Genomic DNA, 20,529 nt, shown 5'->3' with positions numbered 1-20,529 from the left:
GGCTCATCCTCGGTAGTTGATGCTTCAACTAGTGTAGCCCATCCAGCACGCCCGCGGCGAACGACTCGAAGGTGAGCTGATCGGGGGTGTTGGGGCGCGATCCCATACGTACGGCGACGATGCCTTCGGACGGGATCACCATGACGTACTCGTTGCCATATCCGAGCGCCCAGTAGGTGTCGTCGGGTGCGCCCGGAGCGAGCTGGCCCTCGTACGGCGGCTTGTCCTGCGGGAACCCGGCGGCGCGGTCGATCGTGACGATGTGGCCGGCCTTGTTGACCCACCAGAGCAGCCCGTACGCGGCGTTCAGCTGGCTCGAGGTGCTCGTCGCCTCCTTGGTGAACTCCTCGCTGACGAGCTGCTGGCCGTTCCACCTGCCGCCACGCATCATCAGGTAGCCGATGCGGGCGAGGTCGTGGCACGACGAGTCGATGCCGGAGTACGTCGTGGTGTTGCCGGCATTGTCGTGCGCCCAGGTGGTGTCGCGCATGCCGATCGGATCGAGGAGTCGCTTCCTGGCGTACGCAGCGACATCCTCGCCGGTGGCCTTCTCCAGCACGGCCTCGAGCGTCTGCACGGCGGAGTTGTTGTAGTCCCATTTGGTGCCGGGCTTGTTGTCCTGGCGGAGTCCGATGGCGAACGCGGTCTTGTCCGGTGCTCGGCGGATCATCTGGCTGTAGTCGGTGTCGTAGTCCCAGTGCCTGCCGCTGATGTTGGACAGCAGGTCGCGGATCGTCACGAGTCGGGAGACCGGGCCGTTCCATTGCGGGATGTACTTCACGGCCTTGTCGTCGAGTGTCAATTTGCCCTCATCAGCGGCGATGCCGACCAGGATCGCTGTCACGGACTTGGTGATGCTGTACGCGGGTCGCGCCGAGCGTTCGCCCGTACCGCCCCAGTACGCGTCGTGGGCGAGCTTGCCGTCCTTGATCACGGCGAAGCACGTCGACCTGACGCCGCCGAGATAGCGATCCTGGGCCCTGAAGTCACCCTGTGGCTGCTTCGCCCACTCCGTGCCGGGGTAGGCAAACGTCGGCGTTGGGCTGGGCGTCGGAGTCTGCGTGGTGGGCGCAGGCTCAATCGGCCTGGGATCACTCGAGCACGCGCCGAGCAGCGCCAGCAGCACAGCAGCCACGATCCGCATGGGACCGAACCTATCGCCCGCCAGTGAGGCCGCCCGCGGCCGAGCGTGAGCGAAGCGAGGCGGGGGTGACGTCACTCCGAGCGCATCCCCAAGACACCTCGTTTTGGAGCGTTTGGCTGAGTGCGGGACAATGGAGGGATGCCCACTTCAACGGATTTGCGCCTGTTGTTGCGCTATCCGGTCGATTTCGAGGTACACGAGGATCCCGCGGAGTCTCGCTTCGTCTTCCGGACACCTGACGGCGAGCAGCGTGCCACCGCCAGCGAGTCGATCGGGCCGCTGAGCCAGGGCATTCGCGCCATGTCGGCCGACCCGTCCGTACGCGCGTGGGCAACGCCGGCGATCCTCGCACTGCGCATCATGGCCAAGGGCAACCTCGGCGCACCCGAGGCCTCAGAGCTGACCCAGCTGCAGCAGGCCGCCTCGGCGATCCCGAGCGGTGGCGCCAAGGTCGCCGCATTCCTCAAGGCGCTTGCGGTCGACGCCCCCGCTGCGGCATCGACGCCGCAGCGCCAGGCGTACGTCTCACCGCGTGCCGCGCAGCCGCGCCAGAAGGACCGACTGTTCGCGTTCATCTTCGAGGTGAGCTTCCTGTACGAGTCGGTGCCGCAGGACAACGGGCGCGACCTGATCGCCGAGATCGAGCTGCGCATCAAGCCGCGTGACAGCTCGTTCGGCGCCGCCCGCGCCAGCGAGGTGTGGTCGAACGACAACCACCACCTCGGGCCGGGTGTACGCCAGGCGACTCGGATGACGCTGACCCGTACCGCCGAGACCTGGCTGCCGGCGCGACGCCTGCTCGCCGACATCTCCACGGGCACGGTTCGCGTCACCGCCGACGAGCTGGCGCTGCTCGGCGACAGCCGGACGGTCTCGCACCTGATGGCGGCCCACATCGACGTACGGTGGCCGCCCGACCTCGTACGCACCCTCGAGACCAAGGCCGTCGTGGGCCGGCAGGAGGCACCGGGCTCGGAGCGTCCGCGGTCGTTCGCCGCCGACCAGCTGTTCAGCTTCAACTGGCAGATCGCGCTCGGCGACAATACGCTGACCCAGGCCGAGCTCGACCAGCTCGCCAAGTCGCAGACCGGGTTGCTGAAGCTCCGCGACCAGTGGGTGTTCGTCGACCCGCGCCGCCTGCAGCGCGTGCTGGAGCGTGGCGAACGCACGATCACCTCCGGCGAGGCGCTGCGTGCTGCCGTGTCGGGCACGCTCGTCGTCGACGGGCTCACCACCGAGGTCGACACGATCGGCTGGCTCGAGGACCTCCGCCGCAAGCTCGCCACCCAGGACCGCGACATCATGCCCGCCGAGCAGCCACACGAGCTCGACGGCACGCTGCGCGAATACCAGCTGCAAGGCTTGCAATGGATGACGCAGCTGGTCGACCTCGGGCTCGGCGGCATCCTCGCCGACGACATGGGGCTCGGCAAGACCGTCATGCTCATCGCCCTGCACCTGCAGCGCGCCCGTACGACCACGGCACCGACGCTGGTCGTTGCCCCGGCCTCCGTGCTGGGCAACTGGGAGCGCGAGATCAAGCGGTTCGCACCCGGCATCAACGTGCGCCGCTATCACGGTGCCGGCCGCCGGCTCGATGGCGTCAAGGACGGGTTCGTCGTGACGACGTACGCGACGATGCGCGCCGACGCCGACTTCCTGCGGTTCCACTCCCCCGGCTGGGGCCTGGTCGTCGCCGACGAGGCGCAGAACGTCAAGAACCCGCGCGCCCGTACGGCGCAGGCGCTGCGCACCATCCCGGCCGAGGCGCGGCTCGCGCTGACCGGCACCCCGGTCGAGAACAACCTGTCGGAGCTCTGGGCCATCCTCGACTGGACGACGCCGGGGCTGCTGGGCACGTACGAGCAGTTCCGCGGCCAGTGGTCGCGACCGATCGAGGCGCGGCGTGACACGGGCAAGGCGGCCGGGCTGTCGCAGCTGATCCGGCCGTTCGTGCTGCGGCGCCGCAAGTCCGATCCCGGCATCGCGCCCGAGCTGCCGCCCAAGATCGAGACCGACCACACCGTCAACCTCACCCGCGAGCAGGTCGGCCTGTACGAGGCGGTGGTCCGCAGCACGCTCGCCGAGATCGAGGCCGCGGTGGGCATCCAGCGCCGTGGTCTGGTGGTCAAGCTGCTCACCCAGCTCAAGCAGATCTGCAACCATCCCGCGCACTTCCTGCGGGAGGCCGAAGGCCGCCTGCCGGGTCGCTCGGGCAAGCTCGAGGTGTTCGACGAGCTGGTCGAGGAGATCGTGGCCGAGGAGGGTGCGGTGCTGGTGTTCACCCAGTACGCGCAGATGGGCCGGCTGCTGACGCGGCACCTTGACGAGAAGAAGATCAAGAACCAGTTCCTGCACGGCGGCACCACGATCAAGGCCCGCGAGAAGATGGTGCACAAGTTCCAGGGCGGCGAAGTGCCGGTGTTCGTGCTGTCACTCAAGGCGGCCGGCGTCGGTCTCAACCTGACGAAGGCCGATCACGTGATCCATTTCGATCGCTGGTGGAACCCCGCCGTCGAGGACCAGGCCACCGATCGTGCCCACCGCATCGGGCAGACCAAGAACGTGCAGGTGCACCGCCTGATCAGCGAGGGCACGATCGAGGAGTCGATCGACGAGCTCATCCGGTCCAAGCGGTCACTCGCCGATGCTGTGGTCAACGGCGGCGAAGGTGCGCTGACCGAGCTGTCGGACGCCGAGCTCGCCAAGCTCGTCCAGCTCCGCAGGTAGCGGTTGCGTTCGCATCCGTGGGGCGCACACTGAGGGCATGAACGAACGCGGGATCAGTACGGTCTGGATCGTGATCGTCGTCGTTGCCGTGGTCATCGCGATCATCGCGTTGATCGCGGGCACCAGCGGTGGAGGCGGCGGCCCCGGGACCACCGGTTATTGACCCAGCCTCAGGACGCCGCGTGCGGGTTGGTGATCGGCAGGCACGACTTGAGCGTGGCGACGGTGTAGAAGTAGCCGCCGGGCTCGGTCGGTGTGCACTGCGTACGGAACTGGATCGGTTCCTCGTTGTAGCGCATCGTCACGATGACATTGTTCGACGCATTGCGGTAAGCGACCCACTCAAGGTTGCCCGCCGGTCGGCCAGCGATGTAGCCGCGCCACGGGTTGTTGTCGTACGCGTACGTGTACTTTGCCTGCAGCTGCTCGCTTCCACGCGCCGCGATCAGCGCGGCGAACGGCATCGTCGTCTCGCCATGTCCGTGCCGGAACACTGCGGCGGTCTTGCCTCCGGCGATGCGGGCATCGAGCTTGGCGAAGAAGTCGGTGAGGACGAACTTCGACTTGATGTAGGAGTTGTCTTGGTACTTCACGCCCGGGCCGAAGCGATAGAAGTTCTCGGCGTCCTTCATGTAGCCCAGCTGCTTGGCATCGGCGAGCGACACGTACTTCTCGAAGTTGATCGCCGTCATGCCCTTCATCATCGCCGCGGTGCAGTAGAGCAGGTAGATGTCCATCGCCTTGGCGACGGGATCGCTGAGCGTGCCGACGTACTTGGCCGTGTAGATCTTGCGAAGCACGTGGATGGCCGACGCCCGCACCGATGCGCTGGCCTTGACCTTGCCGATCAGCGTCCTGCCCGAGACGGTCGAGCCGCTGGTGATGTCGAAGGGCTGGACGGTGCGAGTGAACGGGATGCCCGGGACCTCGGCGTTCAGGCCCTTGTACATCTCGGTGTAGCTCTGCAGCGTGCGGAAGACCGACGAGGTCTGGAACTGGATCGAGTCGCCGTCCGCCTTCGCCTTCTCGAGGAACGGCTTGTAGTTGTCGGCCGTACGCCGCCCGAACCCCGCGAGCTCGGTCTTGCCGACGGGGCTGAGGTTGCCGTAGCCGACGGCCTTCTCGGCCTTCTGGAACCAGGTGATGTCGGACGAGAGGCTCTTGCCGAGCGTGGTGAGCCCGCCCTTGCTCTTCGCGGTGTTCCACACGGCGAGGGCACGCTTCTCGGCGGCATCGCTGGTGTTGGAGCGCGAACCATGCCGGCTCAGTGTCTCGATGAAGAGCATCTCGTAGCCCGCTGGCGGTGCCTTGATCTCGGTGGTCGCAGGATTCCCGTACGGCGTCTGGTTGGAGTAGAACTTCGTGTCCGGGCTCTCCGCGTACGCGGGCCCAGCAAACGCGACCAGCACGACCAGCACCGCGCTGACCTTGAACAACCTGAACATGGGTCCCCCGAGACGTGAAGTGGCTCCGAGCAGTTTAAGGCGTGCTCGAACCTCGGTGTGGCTAGAACTCAAGGAACCGACGCGAGGTGGTAGCGACATCTGCCATCACCACGGGGTCGACATGGCCCGTGCGATGGACGAGGCGCCGTTCGCTGATTGATCTGATGTCCTCGCATCGCGCGTATGACGTGGCGTCGAGTCCGTTCGCGGCATCGGCTTCGATCTCCACCCGAGTGGGGAAACCGTGTCGTGTCCGAGTGATCGGCAGAACTGTGACGGTCTGAGCGTGCTTGTTCCAGTGATCAGACGACACGACCAATGCCGGTCTGGTCCACCCCTGCTCATGGCCGATCGGCTCCCCGAGATCGATCAACCAGATCTCACCACGACGGGCATCACTCACGGTTGAGACCGTCGCGGTCCGTTGCGTCCCAGCCGTCCGAGTCGGGGGTGCCGCGTGCCGCGAGAGCGCTCTGCGTCGCGCTCCAGAACTGCTTCGACTCGTATGTGTCGAGCGCACGCTCGACGAGTTCACCGATCGTCGTGTCGGCATCCTTTGCCATTGCCGCGGCCCGGCGACGGGTCGCCTCGCTTACTCGCACCGTGGTTGCCATGCCTTCCATTGTAGGTCGCGTATGCGAAATCGCATACGCAACTCAACGGTATGGCCCCACCCTCTGACAGCTAGCGAAGGCAGCGCTTGAGCTCGGCTACCTCGTAGAAGAACGGGGCCGCTGCCTTGCAGTCGGCCTTGAACGGGACAGGTTGCTCGTTGTATCGCATCGTCACGAGGACGCTCTCGCCTTTGCGGTAGGCGACCCACTCGACGTTGCCCGCGAGTCGACCGGCCACGCTCCCCCGCCACGGATTGTTGTCGTACGTGTAAACCTCGCCCTTGGCGGCCTGCTTCTCGCTGCCGGGCAGCTGAAGCAGCGCAGCGAACGGCATCGTCGTCTCGCCGTGTGCTGGCCTGAACACCGCCGCAGTCGACCCGCCCGCGATCCGCTTGTCGAGTTCGTCGAAGAAGTCGGCGAGGATCGGCCTCGCTGCCCGGTACGAGAAGTCCTGAGCCGCGATTCCGGGACCGAACCCGTAGAAATTCTGTGCGTCGACGACGTACGCCATCTCCTTGGCGAGATCGAGCGGCACGTACTTCTCGAACGTCACGTCGGTGTCGCCCTGCATACCCGCCGCGGTCGCATACAGCTTGTAGACGTCCTGTGCCGCGAGCACGGGATCCTTGATGCTGTCGACATATGCCGGCGTGTACATCACCCGGAGCAGCTCCTTCGACGCGTCGACCACGGGCTTGCTCGCGAGAATCTGGTTGACCGCGTGGTTGGCGTCGATCGTCGAGCCACGGATGATCAGCAACCTTGCGTCGACGTGGCGATCGGCGACCTTGAGCCCCGGCACGGTCGTCTTCAGCCCCTTGATCATCGCGTCGGCGCTCTCTTCGGTGCGCTGGAACGTGGTGACCTTGTACGCGATCGTGTCGCCGTCTGCTGCGGCCTTCGTGAGGTAGTCGCCGTAGTTGGCGGCGGTACGTCGGCCGATGCCGGTCCATTCCGCCTTGCCGAGGCTGCTCATGTTGCCGTAGCCGATCTTGCGCTCAGCCGCCTGGAACGCCGTGAGGTCGCTCTCGAAGGACTGGCCCCGGACGGTCAGTACCTTCTGATTCTTGGCGCTCTCCCAGATCTTGCGCGCACGCTCCTCACCCGCAGAGCTGGTCAGCGTACGAGAACCGTGTCGACCGACGTTCTCGATGAAGATCTGCTCATAGCCCTCCGGCGGGGCCTTGATCGGCGACGTCAGCGCATTCCCGTACGGGACTTCCTTGTTGTAGCGGTCGTCCACCGGAGCCGCCGGCGACGTGACGAGAGTGCTGAGAATCGCCGTCAGCAGAGCAATGAAGTTGGCCATGTCGATCACCACTGTATGTATGTCGCCGACGACCAGGTCGACACATCGTCGACCGGCAGACAAACGGCGAACGAACAGACCCCGACGTGGGAGGGTGTTGGCCATGCCGACTCCCAGGAGCGCCGGGTTCATCGCCGCGGTCGCGATCTTCGCCCTCACGGTCATCCAGCTCGCCGTCGGCACCTTCGGCGGACTGGATCAGTTCGACGGCAAGGGGTTCGGCTACCGGCTGATCGCGTACCCGGTCCTGATGCTGATCGTGCCGCTCATCTGGTGGCGTAGGTCGAAATCAGCCGATCTGCCCTGGGGTGCCTTCGCGCTGATCATGTCGCCGTTCCTGGTCGACGTCACCGGCAACACGCTCGACCTGTACGACTCCGTCGACTGGTGGGACAACGCCAACCACTTCTTCAACTGGATGCTGCTCCTGTGGGGCTGCGGGCTGCTCCTGCGTCTGATCTGGACCGGCCCGATGTGGGGACTCGTCCTCACCATCACCGGCCTCGGCGCGATCTTGGCCGTCGGCTGGGAGATCGGCGAGTGGTACACCTTCATCCGCCGCGGCACGGAGCTGGACGGAGCGTACGAGGACACCCTCAGTGACGAGCTGCTCGGCACGCTGGGCGCACTCGTAGCTGCATTGATCGTCGGTCGGAACGCGAAGCATTCGACTTAGGCAAGTCGCTAGCGGCGACCCTTCTTGCGTGTCAGGTGCCAAGCACCCTTGTGCTCGAAATAGCATGGATGAATCGAGCGAACGGATTCCCCCACAGCTTGCAGTTTGGCAAGACTTCGTTCCGCTTCCCACCGGTTTGCATACGGTTTCTTGTTGCACATAGCGCCCTCCACAGATTCGACTGAATGGAGTGGCGCCTCGGCTCAAAGTCCGAACGGCACGACGGCGGTATGCACTCATGTGCCCGACTCACCCGCATTTTCAAGTCCACGGAGCCGGAGGGACATTCGGAGACTAGCAGCGCACGGCGCTCACGATCAATCAACCGCAGCAACCTGCGAAAACGCGATCCGGCAGCACACCGTGACGGTGTGCGGCCGGATTGGCGTTCAGCTGGATCAGTGGAACGTGTCGTTCGCGTTCTTGTTGGTGACCGCGAAGTCGAAGTTGTCGTTGTCCACGTCGTCACGGTTCGCGTGGCTGTGCTCGATGACGTCCTTCACGGCGAACTTGTCCTTGCCCTGACCGCCCGCCAGGTGGTCGTAGACCGGGTTGGCCTCGTGTGACTCGAGAGTGTCATCGCCGGAGTCGCCGTTGAGCGAGTCGCTACCCTCACCACCGTTGAGGTTGTCGTTGCCGTCTCCACCGATCAGCTCGTCGGAGCCGTCGTTGACGTTGGCTCCGGCGTAGCTGTAGAGGCTGTCGTTGCCTTCTTCACCGCGCATGATGTCGTCGCCGCCACCACCGTTGATGGTGTCGTTCTCGGTGCCGCCCATGATGAAGTCGTTGCCGCTGCCGCCGTCGATGTGGTCGGCGCCGCCGCCGCTGTAGAGATCGTCGTCACCGGAGCTGCCGAAAACGGTGTCCACGCCGGTGCCGGACCAGATCTTGTCGTCGCCGCCGGAGCCGACGATCGTGTCGTTGCCAGAGGTGCCATAGATCTTGTCGTCGCAGTCGGTGCCGACGGTGACCTTGCCGGCCTTGGCGATGATGACGTTGCCGTCGGTGCAAGGAGCGGCCTGGGCCGACGAGCTTGCGGCGACTACGCCGCCGACGGTGATGAAGCTGCCGAGGGCCAAGTTGATGATGATGCGAGTGTTGGTCTTCATGGTGATGTCCTTAGCTAGTTGGTAGCTCCGGACCTTCGCCGGGCTCACGTGTAAGAGCACCGACCTGACAAATCCTTGCAACTATTTCCACATCAACTTTTTGCGATGAGATGTCAGGGCACTCCGAGCGTTCGCTGTCGGTCCGAATGATCTGGCGGCTTCGCGACTCGGCCGCGTTGAGTCCACGCGCCGGGTCGACCAGAGCACTCCTCCATACCCAGAGTTTGTTCCAACGTCGACGCGCAGACATCAAGCTGTAACTACTCTCGGGTCATGGGGATGGAGAGCGGGACATGGTCGGCTGACAAGGGTCTGGTCAAGGAGGTGCAAACTCAGTTCGAACGAGCCATCGAGTCGTACCGTGTTCACCCAGACCTCATCGCTGAGCACGCCAATCACGAAGAGTCCATCCGCACCGGAGGGTACGCAACTCGTACGCTGCTGGAGCTGGTGCAAAACGCCGCCGATGCAATCGCGGGTTCTGAGGATCTGCCCACGCCGACCACCGGCCGTATTGAAATTGTGCTCGACGTTCCGAACAAGACCCTTTATTGTGCGAACTCGGGCCGCCCATTCTCCAAGAGCGGTCTGACCGCGATCACGATGGCCCATCTCAGTGGCAAACGCGGCGACGAGATCGGACGCTTTGGACTCGGTTTCAAGTCAGTCCTCGCGGTTTCGAGCGAGCCGCAGGTCCTGAGCCGGTCGGTCGCTTTTGGGTTCAACTCTGCCGAAGCCCAACGTGAACTCAGCCAAGTCGGACCGGCTGTCAAGCGATTCCCAGTGCTGCGCACTGCGACTCTTGTCGACCCGATTGAACAGTTCAATGACGATCCGGTCCTTGCCGACCTCGCATCCTGGGCGACCACGATTGTCAAACTTCCCGAGGCCACCAATCTGAAACGACTGCGCGAAGAAATCGAATCGTTCTCATCGGAATTCCTTCTCTTCGTCCAGGCGGTACGCGAGATCAAGCTCCGCGTGATCGACAAGGATTCGTTCACAACAAGCCACATCTCACGAGACCTCGGGGACGGAGTGCTCCGGATCGAAAGGCCCGACGGCAACGACGACGAGTGGTTCGTTCTGGATCAGATGCATGAGCCATCGCCCGAGGCAAGGAAAGAAGTCGGCGAAGCAGTCTCTCGCAAGCAGGTAAAGGTGACTGTGGCACTTCCAGCCGAACCGTCCCGCTTGAGAACCGGCGCGTTCTGGTCCTACTTTCCGTTGCAGGACACCACGTCGGCCTCCGGCCTCTTTAACGCTCCGTGGAGCGTGAATGACGACCGCACAACTCTTCTAAGGAACAACTACAACCGCGAAATCCTGCGATCCTTGGCAGAAATGTTCGTCGATGTTCTACCCCGAGTACGTACCGCCAAGGACCCAGCCGCACATCTGGAGTACATGCCCGCTCGAGGGCGCGAAACTCACGGTTTCGGGGACGAAATGCTGATCGCTCACATTCCCGGCTTGGCCGCCGCCCGCCCACTGATTCCTGATGCCACCGGCCAACTCCGGCACGCATCGGAGCTCAAACCGCTCGACTTCGCCGTGACATTCTCGCCCGAGGTGCATCAGGCCTGGATCGAATCTCCGAACACCGGAACCGATGTCCCGGGATGGCGATGCTATTCCAACCGACAGCGAACAACTCGGCTCCGTTCACTGTTCGCCCCAAGCTCAATCGAAGATCAGGCAACTGGCGGAGCAGACGAGAAACGAGCGCTCGAGAGCATCCCGAAACGTGGCCTGCTCACGTGGTTGCGAGAGTGGTCGAGTGGAGATGATCCAACTTCATCGGAACATGCGATCAAGGTCGTGCTCAGCAATCAGTCTTTGGACGGCATCAATGACGCAAAAGTCATTCCCACCGACGAGGGTTTGAAGTCAGTCGCCGATAAGGATGTGGTGTTCCTTCAACGCGAACCAGGGATCGAGATCGAAGGGGCCGCCTTCGTCGACGGATCAGTTCTAGGTCGACCTGGGATCGAAGACCTGTTGCGCAAGGCTGGATTTCGGAACCTTGACCCGCAGGCGATTCTCAATGCGAGATTGGCGAAACTCTCAGACGACAGCACAGAGGACGAATTCGCACGACTTTGGGATGCCGCATTCGATTTGCCGATACCAGTGGCCTTCGACTTAATGCGAGAACATTACGAGAAGGTCAGAGTGCCGACCCTTGATGGGGGATGGCACCGACCTCGGCGCGTCTTCGATATCGATCATCCGCTGGATGCAAGCTTGTCGGCGCATGTGCTGGACCGCAGCCGTTGCTTGCCAGAACTGGCTCACCGCCTCGGGGTTGTTCGGCAGCCCGTGAAGGAATACAAATCCGATCACGAACCTGAGTACGGGAGATACAGGGATCACGTGCTCGCAGTCTTGAACTCGCAGCGGGGACCAGGAGAACGACCGACGAAAAGGGTTGATATCGACCCAGGCGCTGGCCCCGGACCATTTTCGATGCTCCTTCTACTCGAACGCGCCAATGCGCCGAGTGAGCTCCGCGCGGCCTGGACGACGGGATTGCTCGAGTTTGGTGACCGCGAATGGATCTGCGAGGACCTCGACACGGGCCGCACGTTTGCGGTGCAGTCCCCCGTGATGTGGGCAGTCGAAAATGCGGGACTCCTTGGCTCTGACCGCGGGTTTAGGCCGCCGAGCGAGGTCGTTGCGCCCTCGCTCGTGAGGTATCAGGGCCTGCTTCCTCTGTTCAAAGGGCCGAGCTCTGTGTCCGATGCACTCGACCTACCTGACAAGTTGGAGACCGTGCCAGACCGCGTTCTGCGCGAAGGGCTGGAATCCACAGTTTTCCCGCCGGGCTTGAAAGACGAACCACTCATCGAGTTCATTCTTGCCGCCAGTAGCGCTGCATTCCCCGAGTCCAGGCCCACTAGCGTTCCCGCCCGGGTGAATCGCGCGATTGAGAGTCGGCAGCCGAGCGCAATTTACGTCGCCACTTCTGACGAACAGCAGGACTTTCTGTCCTCGCGACAGCGGCCCTTTCTCAGAGTGGCTCCTGAGCAAGCAGCAGAGTTCGTCGCGCGCGTGGGCTGCAAGACGTTTGAGGACAGCTTCGCGTTCTCAATTCAGGTAGAAGGTCGCCAATCGAGCGACCGAATCATCGACGTTTTCCCTGGCTTGCGATCCATCACGGGAGCCGACCGAATCGAGAATGCAACGCTTACCCGGGTCGCCCATCTTGCGAAACGGGTGACCACTGAGGATGGCGTTGAGGAGCAAGCGCTGGATTCGCATCTCGATGGCGTCGATTTGCTCGTCGCCTCCGCTATTGATGAGAACCGCGCCTTGCGCTGCATCAATGACGCCTTTGGCTTGACCCTAGACAACGCTGAGCTCGCTGCAGTGGAGCAGCGAGGGCTTGATCAACGTCTCGAGCAGCAGCGGCTCGAAGCTCGGGCTGCAAAGGACGACCCGGCGAAGCTAGAGATGTACTTCGGGGACGACGACCTACGTGAAGCCCTTCCTACAGGCCTTTGGAGAGCACTCGAAGCACAGGAGCTCGTTCGTGACGACACATCAGTTGCTGCCCTATTCCTAACCGTTTGGGGCTCTGACTCGATCAGACAACTGCAAGAGAACTTTCGCCAACTCGGCTTCCCTGACGTTCCTAAGGAGTGGGCAGGAGGAGCCGCTACGGTTTCATGGCTTCGCAAGATGGGATTCGGGACGCAGTACGCCGGGCAGCGCAATCAGCGCCAAGAGGATGAATTCGTCGTGCCAGGGGCTATTCATTTGAATCGTCTTCACGAGTTTCAGGTATCGATCAGTCAACAGCTCACGCATGTGATCACCGAGAGGGACGATAGCGGTCGCTTTAGAAAGGCGATGGTCGAACTTCCAACGGGCGCCGGCAAAACGCGAGTAGCGTCCGAAACTGTTTTGCAACTCTTCATAGAGGGCGAGCTGCGAGGACCCGTCTTGTGGATCGCGCAATCGCAGGAGCTATGCGAGCAGGCTGTGCAGACTTGGAGCACCGTATGGCGCGGACTGGCTGACGAGCGACCGTTGACGATCGGCCGCCTCTGGGAGAACAAGACAGTGCACGAGCCGGATACGAAATTCAGCGTGATCGTCGCGACAGATGCGAAGTTGAACGCGATTCGAGGGAAGGCTGAGTACGAATGGCTCACCGAGGCTTCACTTGTGATCATCGATGAAGGACATCGCGCCGGAGATTCTCCTATGTACACGAAGATCCTCGAATGGCTAGGCATCGCTGGCACGGGTTGGGAGCGTCCTCTCGTCGGCTTGTCCGCGACCCCGTTCAAGGGCACCTCAGAATCTGCCACCATCGCCCTGGCACGCAGATTTGGCGGGCATATAATTCGCGCGTTCGAAGGGAATGCCTACCAACAGCTCGCCGATCTCGGCGTCCTCGCCCGGGTAAAGCATGACGTCTTGAAAGGAGTCAAGGTGTCGCTGACCGCGGGGGAAGCAGATGAGGCAAGCAGACTCAGACGACTCAACCCTGCAGTCCTGGACCGAATCGGACGTGACCAAGCACGCATGGCGACTCTCGTCGAACACATCATGGCTCAGAACTCGGATTGGCCGATCTTGGTCTTCACACCGAATGTCCTGTCGGCGCAGGTACTGGCCGCATCACTGCGATACCGCGATGTGAAGGCCGAATCGATCAGCGGAAAGACCGGTCGTCAACAGCGCCGAGATGTGATCGAACGATTCAAGAATGGCGATGTCCAGGTGCTTGCCAACTGCGACCTGCTTATCCAGGGCTTCGACGCACCAGGTGTTCGAGCTCTGTATATCGCGCGCCCAACATTCAGCCCGAATGCCTACATTCAGATGGCAGGTCGCGGACTCAGGGGTCCAGCGAACGGCGGCAAAGAGGAGTGCTTGATAGTCGACATGGCAGACGACTTCGGCGATATGAGTTCGTACCTCGGGTACCGCGAGTACGAGCCCCTTTGGCGCGAGCAACCAACATGATCCTGTCTCCCGACCTCACGACAATTCTTCGTACCGCTCAAAGTGATGCAGAGCGCCGCGTGGCGCGACTGCTCGTCGGGGTCGGCGGCGATGACAACGCTGTGGCCTTCCATTCCGTGAAGCTAAGGTCTCACCGCCGCAAGAGTCAGGCCGAAGCTGACTTCGTCGTGTTGTGGAAGGGAGTCGTGGTAGTTATCGAGGTCAAGGGCGGAGGAGTTCGTCATGCCGACGGCAAATGGTGGAGCATCGACCGTCGCGGCGACTGGAATCCGCTGAAGGAATCTCCGATGGACCAAGCAGACGGCGCCAAGTTCGCCCTACGCGACATCCTCCACGAAGACGGAATCGGTTGGTACCCGGACCAGCACGCCGTGATCACTCCCGACATAGACGACCTCGACAGTGCGATTGGCTGGTTCGGAACACACTGGCTCTCGCGCGAAGACATGTCTGTCGTTGGTCTCCAAGAGGCTCTTGACCAGATCATCCAACGAGCGAGTTCTCCAAACCGCAACGCAAAACTGGCAAGAGCGGCTGACATCCGAGAACGCCTATTCGGCGAGTTTTCAAGACTTCCTCGGATCGACGTTCAACGCGGCGCTGTGATTGAGGAGCAGAACCGGGCTACATCGGGACAGGCGCGATACCTCGAGGGTCTGGCCCGCAATTCCCGGATCCTTGTCGTTGGCGGCGCTGGCACCGGCAAATCACTGGCACTGTCGGAGGGCGCGAAACAAGAGGCCGACCAAGGACGTTCTGTTCTCATAACCTTTCGATCTCCCGGTTTGCTCGATTACTTCTCTGCACTGGTGCACGGCACAAGTATCGATGTAAGGCCATTCACCGGATTGCGCTCGGATCGGACCTACGACGTCGTCTTCATCGATGAAGCTCAGGACCTCATGACCGCTGAAGACATGGATACCTTCGACAAACTGATCCAAGACGGTCGAGAGTCAGGGCGTTGGCGCATGTTCCTCGACCCGAACAATCAAGCAAACGTCGATGGAAAGTTCGACGACGACGTCTACCAGCTCGTCTTGGCTGACGCCGTCACGTTCGCGCTACCGATAAACGTCCGCAACACAAGACCAATCGTTCATGTTGTCCAAAGCTATCTCGGAGCCGACGTCGGTGACCCAGGGATCGTTCATGGCGAGCCGCTCAATTGGCACGACTCAGATGCGGCCGACACTCGACGCGAGGCGACCAACGTTGCCGAGCAACTCATCCGAGATGGAACCCACCCGAAGTCGATTTGGATCATCGACACCACTTCGGATGAACCCCCTCGTACGACTGACGGTGGCTTCGTAGTAACTAGTCCGAAATACGCGAAAGGTCTCGAAGCAGATCGAGTCATCGTCTGCGGCCTCCCTTCAGAGTTCGATGATCTCGGAAATGCCGCGTTCTATGTTGCCGTCACGCGAGCGCGCGTCGCTCTACATATCGTGGTTGACGCCGCGGATCGAAAACGGCTCAAATCTCTTCTCCGAACCAAGTTGGGGCACCAGTGACTCTTACCGATGCACAAGCCACCGCCCTCACGCACATTCGCTCTGCGTACGCCGGTCCCGAGCAGGGTGCTGACGAGATCGTGTACAACGGGCGGCCCAATCTGCTGTACAGCGTCGGCATTCTGTTCCCATCTGAATCTGGACTGACTGCTGCCCAAACTGAGGTGCTGGACGCAGCCGAGGAGGTCATCCAGGCCGAGGTGCCGGAGGGCGAGGTCGAAGACCCTGAAACCTCGGTCCCCCTAGCCGAAGATTGGCGGCCGTCTTCCACGGCAATCTCATTCGTCACCTCGGGTCCCTCTGTGCTGTGCGATTTTCGTGGTGGCACCTACGAAAGCATCGACACCGACGGGCCACCTCAATGGCAGCGCACTCCGTTCTCATCCGAAGGCGTGGAGTTGTCGCCTGATCGGCCACCGGTCGCGCTTACGCTTGGGCATACGGAGGTGCAGATCGGTTCGCGCTGGCGACGATTCGGCGATGCCTACCTCGTCACGGTCCACGCGCGAGTGATGTCAGGCTCAACGGGAGATCCCAAACTCGATGCAGGTCTCTGCCTCTACCAGGTCGACCTCTCCGTGCGCGCAACAGCGGAAGGCCGATTTCTCGAGTACGACACAACGAGTTCGCTTGACTCTGACCCAGAGTCTGCCGAGCTACGGCTGCGGTATCGAGATCGCAAGGCGTACGCAGTCGGACACGGAATGGCTGCGGACTGGGAGCTGAGCGGGGACATTTGCACGCGCGTGTACCTAAATCCTGTCCCCTGGTTCGTTGTTCCGGCCGTCGAGACGGTTGCGTTCGACCCGTCGTCCGTCGAGGGTCGGGCCCTCCGCCTCGATCTGCTCGCTCAGATCGATTCCGACCCAGAGGTTGTGACCGCAGCGCTCGCAGCGTTCGTCGACGCATTCGCCAAATGGGTGCAGGCCCAGGAACTTCGAGCAACCAATTTCGGTGAGTCGTCGGATACAGCCCTGGATATTGTCGGCCGCTCAAAGGATGCGGCCCGTCGAATGAACGAGACGCTCATCGTTCTCCAACGGGAGGATCAGAAGAATCTTCGGACGGCATTCGCCCTCGCTATGGCCGCGATGCGCCTCCAAATGCGACAGGCACAAGCCAGCCAAGGGCACCCCCTTAGCGAGCCTACTTGGCGCCCATTCCAGCTCGGATTTATTCTGGTCGCGCTCGCCTCAAGCGTGGAGGATCGCCATCAAGATCGTGAGCTTGTCGACCTGATTTGGTTCCCGACCGGTGGCGGTAAGACAGAGGCGTACCTCGGACTCGCGGCAATCGAGATGTTCCGGCGGAGGCTCGAGTACGGTCCCAAGGGCGGTGGGACTGCCGTAATCACTCGGTACACCCTGCGGCTTCTGACGGCCCAACAGTTCCATCGGTCCTCCTCGCTAATTTGCGCGATGGAACTGCTGCGCCGTCCGGATCGGATTGGTGATCCACGTGCGCAAGGTATGGCGCCTTTCACTATCGGGTTGTGGGTCGGAAACGAGGTGACACCTGGCACGCGTACGGCAGCACGACAGGCACTTGATCGCCTACTCAAGGCTGCCCGGCCCGAAGAGGCCAACCAGTTCCAAATCGAGAGTTGCCCATGGTGCGGCCATTCCCTCCTCCCGACCAAGCACACTGGCAATGAAAGCGACTACGGAATCCGCAGGATGGGAAACGACGTCGATTTCCGGTGCACCAACGCCACGTGCGAGTTCCAGGAGGGTCTACCGGTCTCGGTGGTCGACGAGGACATCTATGCGGACCCACCGACATTCCTCCTCGCAACCGTGGACAAGTTCGCTCGCCTTCAGTTTCGACCGGAATCGGGTCGACTCCTCGGTTTGGGCACACCGTTTCGCCAGCCGTCGTTGATCATTCAAGACGAGCTTCACCTTCTGTCTGGTCCCCTGGGCACGACAGTCGCCGTGTTCGACGCCGTGATCCAGATGCTCCTGAGTCGCGAGGGGTCAGCACCGAAGATCATCGCGTCTACCGCGACGATTCGGGCCTCCGAAGACCAGGTCCGAGGTCTCTACGGTAGACGCGTAGCTCTCTATCCTCCTTCCGGCCTAGATGACGATCGGAACTTCTTCTCAAAGCCGGACAGCTCTGGTGAGGGCCGGCTGTATGTCGGCCTCATGCCGCAATCAACCTCACAAGCATCTGCAGTTATCGCAGCGGCAGCTCCGTTGTTGGAGCTCCCCCAGATCGCAGTTTCTGCGACCGCTGGAAATGATGCGTATTGGACCGCAGTCATGTATCACAACAGCCTGCGCGAACTGGGGCGCACAGGCACGCTCGTGGTCGACGACGTCAATGCGAGGCTCGAGGCTCGAGCCGATCGCCTCGGTATCCAGTTCCGACGCATCCGACCAGATCGTGTACTCGAGCTCACAAGTCGTCGCCGGCCCGAGGATCTGCCAAATGACCTTCGCGAGCTCGGCCGGGGAATTGACACGAGCGAGCAGGCGGTTGACGTCGTTCTCTCTTCCAACATGCTGTCGGTGGGCATTGATGTCCCACGACTCGCCCTGATGCTTATGGTGGGTCAGCCTAAGACGACTGCCGAATACATCCAGGCCACGAGTCGAGTCGGCCGAGGTGACGTCAAGGGAATTGTCACAACTCTGTTCCGATCAAATCGTGCACGTGACCGTTCGCATTTCGAAACGTTCCGTAGCTACCACGAATCTCTCTATCGAACCGTTGAGCCGACGAGCGTGACACCTTGGTCGCTCGCCTCCCGCGATCGATCCCTGGCTGGAGCTTTGGTACTTCTCGTTAGACACTCCTACGCGACGCTCTCCGACAACTCCGCTGCACTTAATTTCCGCCTCGACGACCCGCAGTTCAAGGAGTCGGTTGAGCAGCTCGTTGGAGGGCTGAAGCTGCAGGTTGCAAACTCGGATGATGACGAGCTGGACGAGACCGTGGCGCAAATTTGGTCTCTGCTTCGCGATTGGAACCGGCGCGCTAGTGCTGCCCGCGAGGCGGGAACGAAGCTCCCGTACGAGCGAACGACGGGCGTCGACGCATCACTTCTCAAGCGGTTCGAGCAACCAGGTGAAGGTTGGATGGTCGCAGATTCCATGCGATCCGTCGAGCCAAGTGTCGTGGTTGAGGTCCGGGAACCTATGGAAGGCGGCAACTGATGGAGCCGATCAGACACGACATCCGCCTTTCCGAGACCGTTGCCCCCTTCGGGGTCGGTGCGATCATCGATATCCGCGGCGAATCATTGATCGCTCCGGACACCTCGTGGTGGGACAAACGGCACTCAGATGAGATCAGCTGCGACAGGTTGATGAGTCGAGTAGGCGCTGGCGTTCTGCGGCAGGCACCTGCTCACGCGGGTAGAGCGGCAAAGGAAACGCCTGGACTGACATATTGGCGGTTTCCCGCGTGGCGCTTCTGCGAGCGATGCACGAAACTGTCGAAAGTCACTCGAAGCACCAAGGGACGCTGGGTCAATAGGTGCGAGTGTGGTGGCGCGCTTGTGCCGATGCGCTATGTCGCCGTCTGCACCAAAGGCAGTCACATGCAAGACATTCCGTGGTTCATGTGGGCCCACCGCGGTCACGACTCAGATGTGACCGACGAGGTTCGATTCTGCAAGGCCTACAAGGAACTCAAGTTTGTTCGATCGGCCAAGTTGGGCGAGGGCCTGCGAGCCTTAAGTGTCCAATGCAACGCCTGTGGCAGGTCCCGTTCAATGGCCGAGCTAGTCACTCCGAATGCTCTCCTGCGCGACGGAATTTCCTGTAGCGGCAAGCAGCCTTGGGTCCAACTAGACCAGGCAACGCCCTGTGAGCATGAACTTCTAGCAGTTCAGCGAGGAGCGACCGGCAACTACATAGCCGAGAGACTGTCTGCACTTGACATTCCTGAAGAGCGACCAGATTCGGTCGAGCTCGCCGATCGAGTTCGCATCGACCCCAACTTTGATCGCATGGTGGCCGACAACGGTGGGCCGCAGGCGCACATGATCGCAGAGTGGATCGCAAGAGACGTTGGGATGACCGTGGATCAAGTCTTGGCGGTCGGCACCCAGCATGTTGACTTGGACGACACTCCGTTGCTCGGATTGAAGGACGGCGAGTGGTCGGCGTTCGCGAAGAAACTTCAGTCAGGGCGCGACGACTCGGTTACAAACTTCGTCGTCGATGGTGTTGCGGTCAACGAAAGAGCCGAGTGGCCGCGCTCTCTCACCGACTTGATTGCCGGCGTCGGTCAGGTGCGAAAGGTGCGAGAGGTACGTGCCCTACTCGGGTTTAGGCGACACGACGCAGACTCAGATCTGGTGAGGGCCGACCTCGGCCTCGATCAACGCCAACCCACCTACCCGGCAATCGAAATGTTCGGTGAAGGGATTTTTCTTCGCATTGACGAAGGCCAAGTTGCGGCCTGGGAGGACCTCCCGGAGGTGCAGGCTCGAGCGGAGATTTTGATCGAACGGCGTCGCGAGTTACCGTGGGCTCAGCGGCTCGATGTACCTGAGCCGAGGTTCATCGCGCTGCACACGCTGTCGCATTTCCTAATGAGGAGACTCGCCTTCGAAAGCGGGTACTCGTCGGCATCGCTTCAGGAGCGCATCTACGCGAACAGCGAACGTGCTGACAAGACCGCGGGCATTCTCATCTACACCGCCGCTGGCGATGCACAGGGCACCCTCGGTGGCCTCGTGCGTCTGGGCCACCCCGGCAAGTTGATCCCACTTCTAGTGGCAGCCTTGGACGAAGCCGACGTCTGCTCAAACGACCCAGTTTGCATCGAAAGCGACCACCAGGGGTCCTCGAGCCTCAATCTTTCCGCGTGCCACGGCTGCGCTCTAGTAAGCGAAACGTCATGTGAGTGTGGCAATCGACTGCTCGACCGTCAGCTTGTGCTCGGCGGTCGCGGCATTCCCGGACTGTTCGACGGCGTTCTTGGCGAGGTGAGACGGGCGGCCAGGCCAGCCAATAGCTTCAGACCTAGACCTAAGTAAGTCTGCCGATTC

At 61.9% G+C, this 20,529-nt stretch carries 13 protein-coding genes; 7 read left to right on the top strand and 6 right to left on the bottom strand.

Translation table 11 applies throughout. The annotated features are described in order from the left end of the window. Positions 1-28 precede the first annotated feature (28 nt). A complete protein-coding gene (locus ABD683_RS15235) occupies positions 29-1,144 on the bottom strand; it encodes a serine hydrolase domain-containing protein (RefSeq protein ID WP_344770922.1) in 1,116 nt (371 codons plus the stop codon). A gap of 138 nt (positions 1,145-1,282) precedes the next feature. Here ABD683_RS15235 and ABD683_RS15230 point away from each other — a divergent pair, with 138 nt between their 5' ends. Continuing rightward, positions 1,283-3,874: a DEAD/DEAH box helicase gene (locus tag ABD683_RS15230; RefSeq protein WP_344770921.1), complete on the top strand. Its 2,592-nt coding sequence runs from the start codon at positions 1,283-1,285 to the stop codon at positions 3,872-3,874. Between the two features lie 37 nt (positions 3,875-3,911). Next, the gene (locus ABD683_RS15225; RefSeq protein WP_344770920.1) at positions 3,912-4,037 is read left to right on the top strand and encodes a hypothetical protein; all 126 of its coding nucleotides are present in this window, start codon (positions 3,912-3,914) and stop codon (positions 4,035-4,037) included. 7 nt (positions 4,038-4,044) lie between these two features. Here the strand turns inward: ABD683_RS15225 and ABD683_RS15220 are convergent, their stop codons facing one another. From ABD683_RS15220 to ABD683_RS15210, 4 genes are all read right to left on the bottom strand, one after another. Next, positions 4,045-5,319 (bottom strand): histidine-type phosphatase, encoded by a 1,275-nt coding sequence (locus ABD683_RS15220; RefSeq protein WP_344770919.1) that lies wholly within the window; start codon positions 5,317-5,319, stop codon positions 4,045-4,047. A gap of 61 nt (positions 5,320-5,380) precedes the next feature. Next, entirely contained in the window at positions 5,381-5,722 is a 342-nt protein-coding gene (locus ABD683_RS18570) for a type II toxin-antitoxin system PemK/MazF family toxin (RefSeq protein WP_425548515.1), read from the bottom strand. Beyond that, positions 5,715-5,933 (bottom strand): hypothetical protein, encoded by a 219-nt coding sequence (locus tag ABD683_RS15215; protein ID WP_344770918.1) that lies wholly within the window; start codon positions 5,931-5,933, stop codon positions 5,715-5,717. The genes ABD683_RS18570 and ABD683_RS15215 overlap by 8 nt, the downstream gene beginning before the upstream one ends. A gap of 70 nt (positions 5,934-6,003) precedes the next feature. Then, positions 6,004-7,242 (bottom strand): hypothetical protein, encoded by a 1,239-nt coding sequence (locus ABD683_RS15210; protein WP_344770917.1) that lies wholly within the window; start codon positions 7,240-7,242, stop codon positions 6,004-6,006. A gap of 103 nt (positions 7,243-7,345) precedes the next feature. Here ABD683_RS15210 and ABD683_RS15205 point away from each other — a divergent pair, with 103 nt between their 5' ends. Next, positions 7,346-7,918: a DUF2238 domain-containing protein gene (locus tag ABD683_RS15205; RefSeq protein WP_344770916.1), complete on the top strand. Its 573-nt coding sequence runs from the start codon at positions 7,346-7,348 to the stop codon at positions 7,916-7,918. Positions 7,919-8,316: 398 nt separating this feature from the next. Here the strand turns inward: ABD683_RS15205 and ABD683_RS15200 are convergent, their stop codons facing one another. Continuing rightward, entirely contained in the window at positions 8,317-9,027 is a 711-nt protein-coding gene (locus ABD683_RS15200) for a calcium-binding protein (RefSeq protein ID WP_344770915.1), read from the bottom strand. A gap of 273 nt (positions 9,028-9,300) precedes the next feature. On the opposite strand from ABD683_RS15200, the gene ABD683_RS15195 reads away from it, so the two are divergent. The 4 genes from ABD683_RS15195 to drmB are packed head-to-tail and all read left to right on the top strand — an operon-like array spanning position 9,301 to position 20,517. After that, the gene (locus ABD683_RS15195; protein WP_344770914.1) at positions 9,301-14,007 is read left to right on the top strand and encodes a DEAD/DEAH box helicase; all 4,707 of its coding nucleotides are present in this window, start codon (positions 9,301-9,303) and stop codon (positions 14,005-14,007) included. Continuing rightward, the gene (locus ABD683_RS15190) at positions 14,004-15,524 is read left to right on the top strand and encodes an NERD domain-containing protein (protein ID WP_344770913.1); all 1,521 of its coding nucleotides are present in this window, start codon (positions 14,004-14,006) and stop codon (positions 15,522-15,524) included. Before ABD683_RS15195 ends, ABD683_RS15190 begins: the two co-directional genes overlap by 4 nt. Then, positions 15,521-18,685 carry a helicase-related protein gene (locus ABD683_RS15185; protein ID WP_344770912.1) on the top strand — a complete coding sequence of 1,055 codons (3,165 nt, stop codon included), beginning with the start codon at positions 15,521-15,523 and terminating at the stop codon, positions 18,683-18,685. Before ABD683_RS15190 ends, ABD683_RS15185 begins: the two co-directional genes overlap by 4 nt. Then, positions 18,685-20,517, top strand: a complete 1,833-nt coding sequence (gene drmB, locus ABD683_RS15180; protein WP_344770911.1) for a DrmB family protein — start codon at positions 18,685-18,687, stop codon at positions 20,515-20,517. Before ABD683_RS15185 ends, drmB begins: the two co-directional genes overlap by 1 nt. The last annotated feature ends 12 nt before the right edge of the window (positions 20,518-20,529 follow it).

This window comes from Aeromicrobium panaciterrae, assembly GCF_039537165.1.
Classification (GTDB): Bacteria; Actinomycetota; Actinomycetes; order Propionibacteriales; family Nocardioidaceae; genus Aeromicrobium; species Aeromicrobium panaciterrae.
The sequence above is the reverse complement of the archived record's forward strand: the minus strand, read 5'-3'. Positions and strand labels throughout refer to the sequence as shown.

Bases quoted from the DNA above. Each gene is read 5' to 3' on its own strand.
- ABD683_RS15235 (WP_344770922.1), bottom strand. From the start codon at position 1,144: ATGCGGATCGTGGCTGCTGTGCTGCTGGCGCTGCTCGGCGCGTGCTCG.
- ABD683_RS15230 (WP_344770921.1), top strand. From the start codon at position 1,283: ATGCCCACTTCAACGGATTTGCGCCTGTTGTTGCGCTATCCGGTCGAT.
- ABD683_RS15225 (WP_344770920.1), top strand. From the start codon at position 3,912: ATGAACGAACGCGGGATCAGTACGGTCTGGATCGTGATCGTCGTCGTT.
- ABD683_RS15220 (WP_344770919.1), bottom strand. From the start codon at position 5,319: ATGTTCAGGTTGTTCAAGGTCAGCGCGGTGCTGGTCGTGCTGGTCGCG.
- ABD683_RS15215 (WP_344770918.1), bottom strand. From the start codon at position 5,933: ATGGCAACCACGGTGCGAGTAAGCGAGGCGACCCGTCGCCGGGCCGCG.
- ABD683_RS15210 (WP_344770917.1), bottom strand. From the start codon at position 7,242: ATGGCCAACTTCATTGCTCTGCTGACGGCGATTCTCAGCACTCTCGTC.
- ABD683_RS15205 (WP_344770916.1), top strand. From the start codon at position 7,346: ATGCCGACTCCCAGGAGCGCCGGGTTCATCGCCGCGGTCGCGATCTTC.
- ABD683_RS15200 (WP_344770915.1), bottom strand. From the start codon at position 9,027: ATGAAGACCAACACTCGCATCATCATCAACTTGGCCCTCGGCAGCTTC.
- ABD683_RS15195 (WP_344770914.1), top strand. From the start codon at position 9,301: ATGGGGATGGAGAGCGGGACATGGTCGGCTGACAAGGGTCTGGTCAAG.
- ABD683_RS15190 (WP_344770913.1), top strand. From the start codon at position 14,004: ATGATCCTGTCTCCCGACCTCACGACAATTCTTCGTACCGCTCAAAGT.
- drmB (WP_344770911.1), top strand. From the start codon at position 18,685: ATGGAGCCGATCAGACACGACATCCGCCTTTCCGAGACCGTTGCCCCC.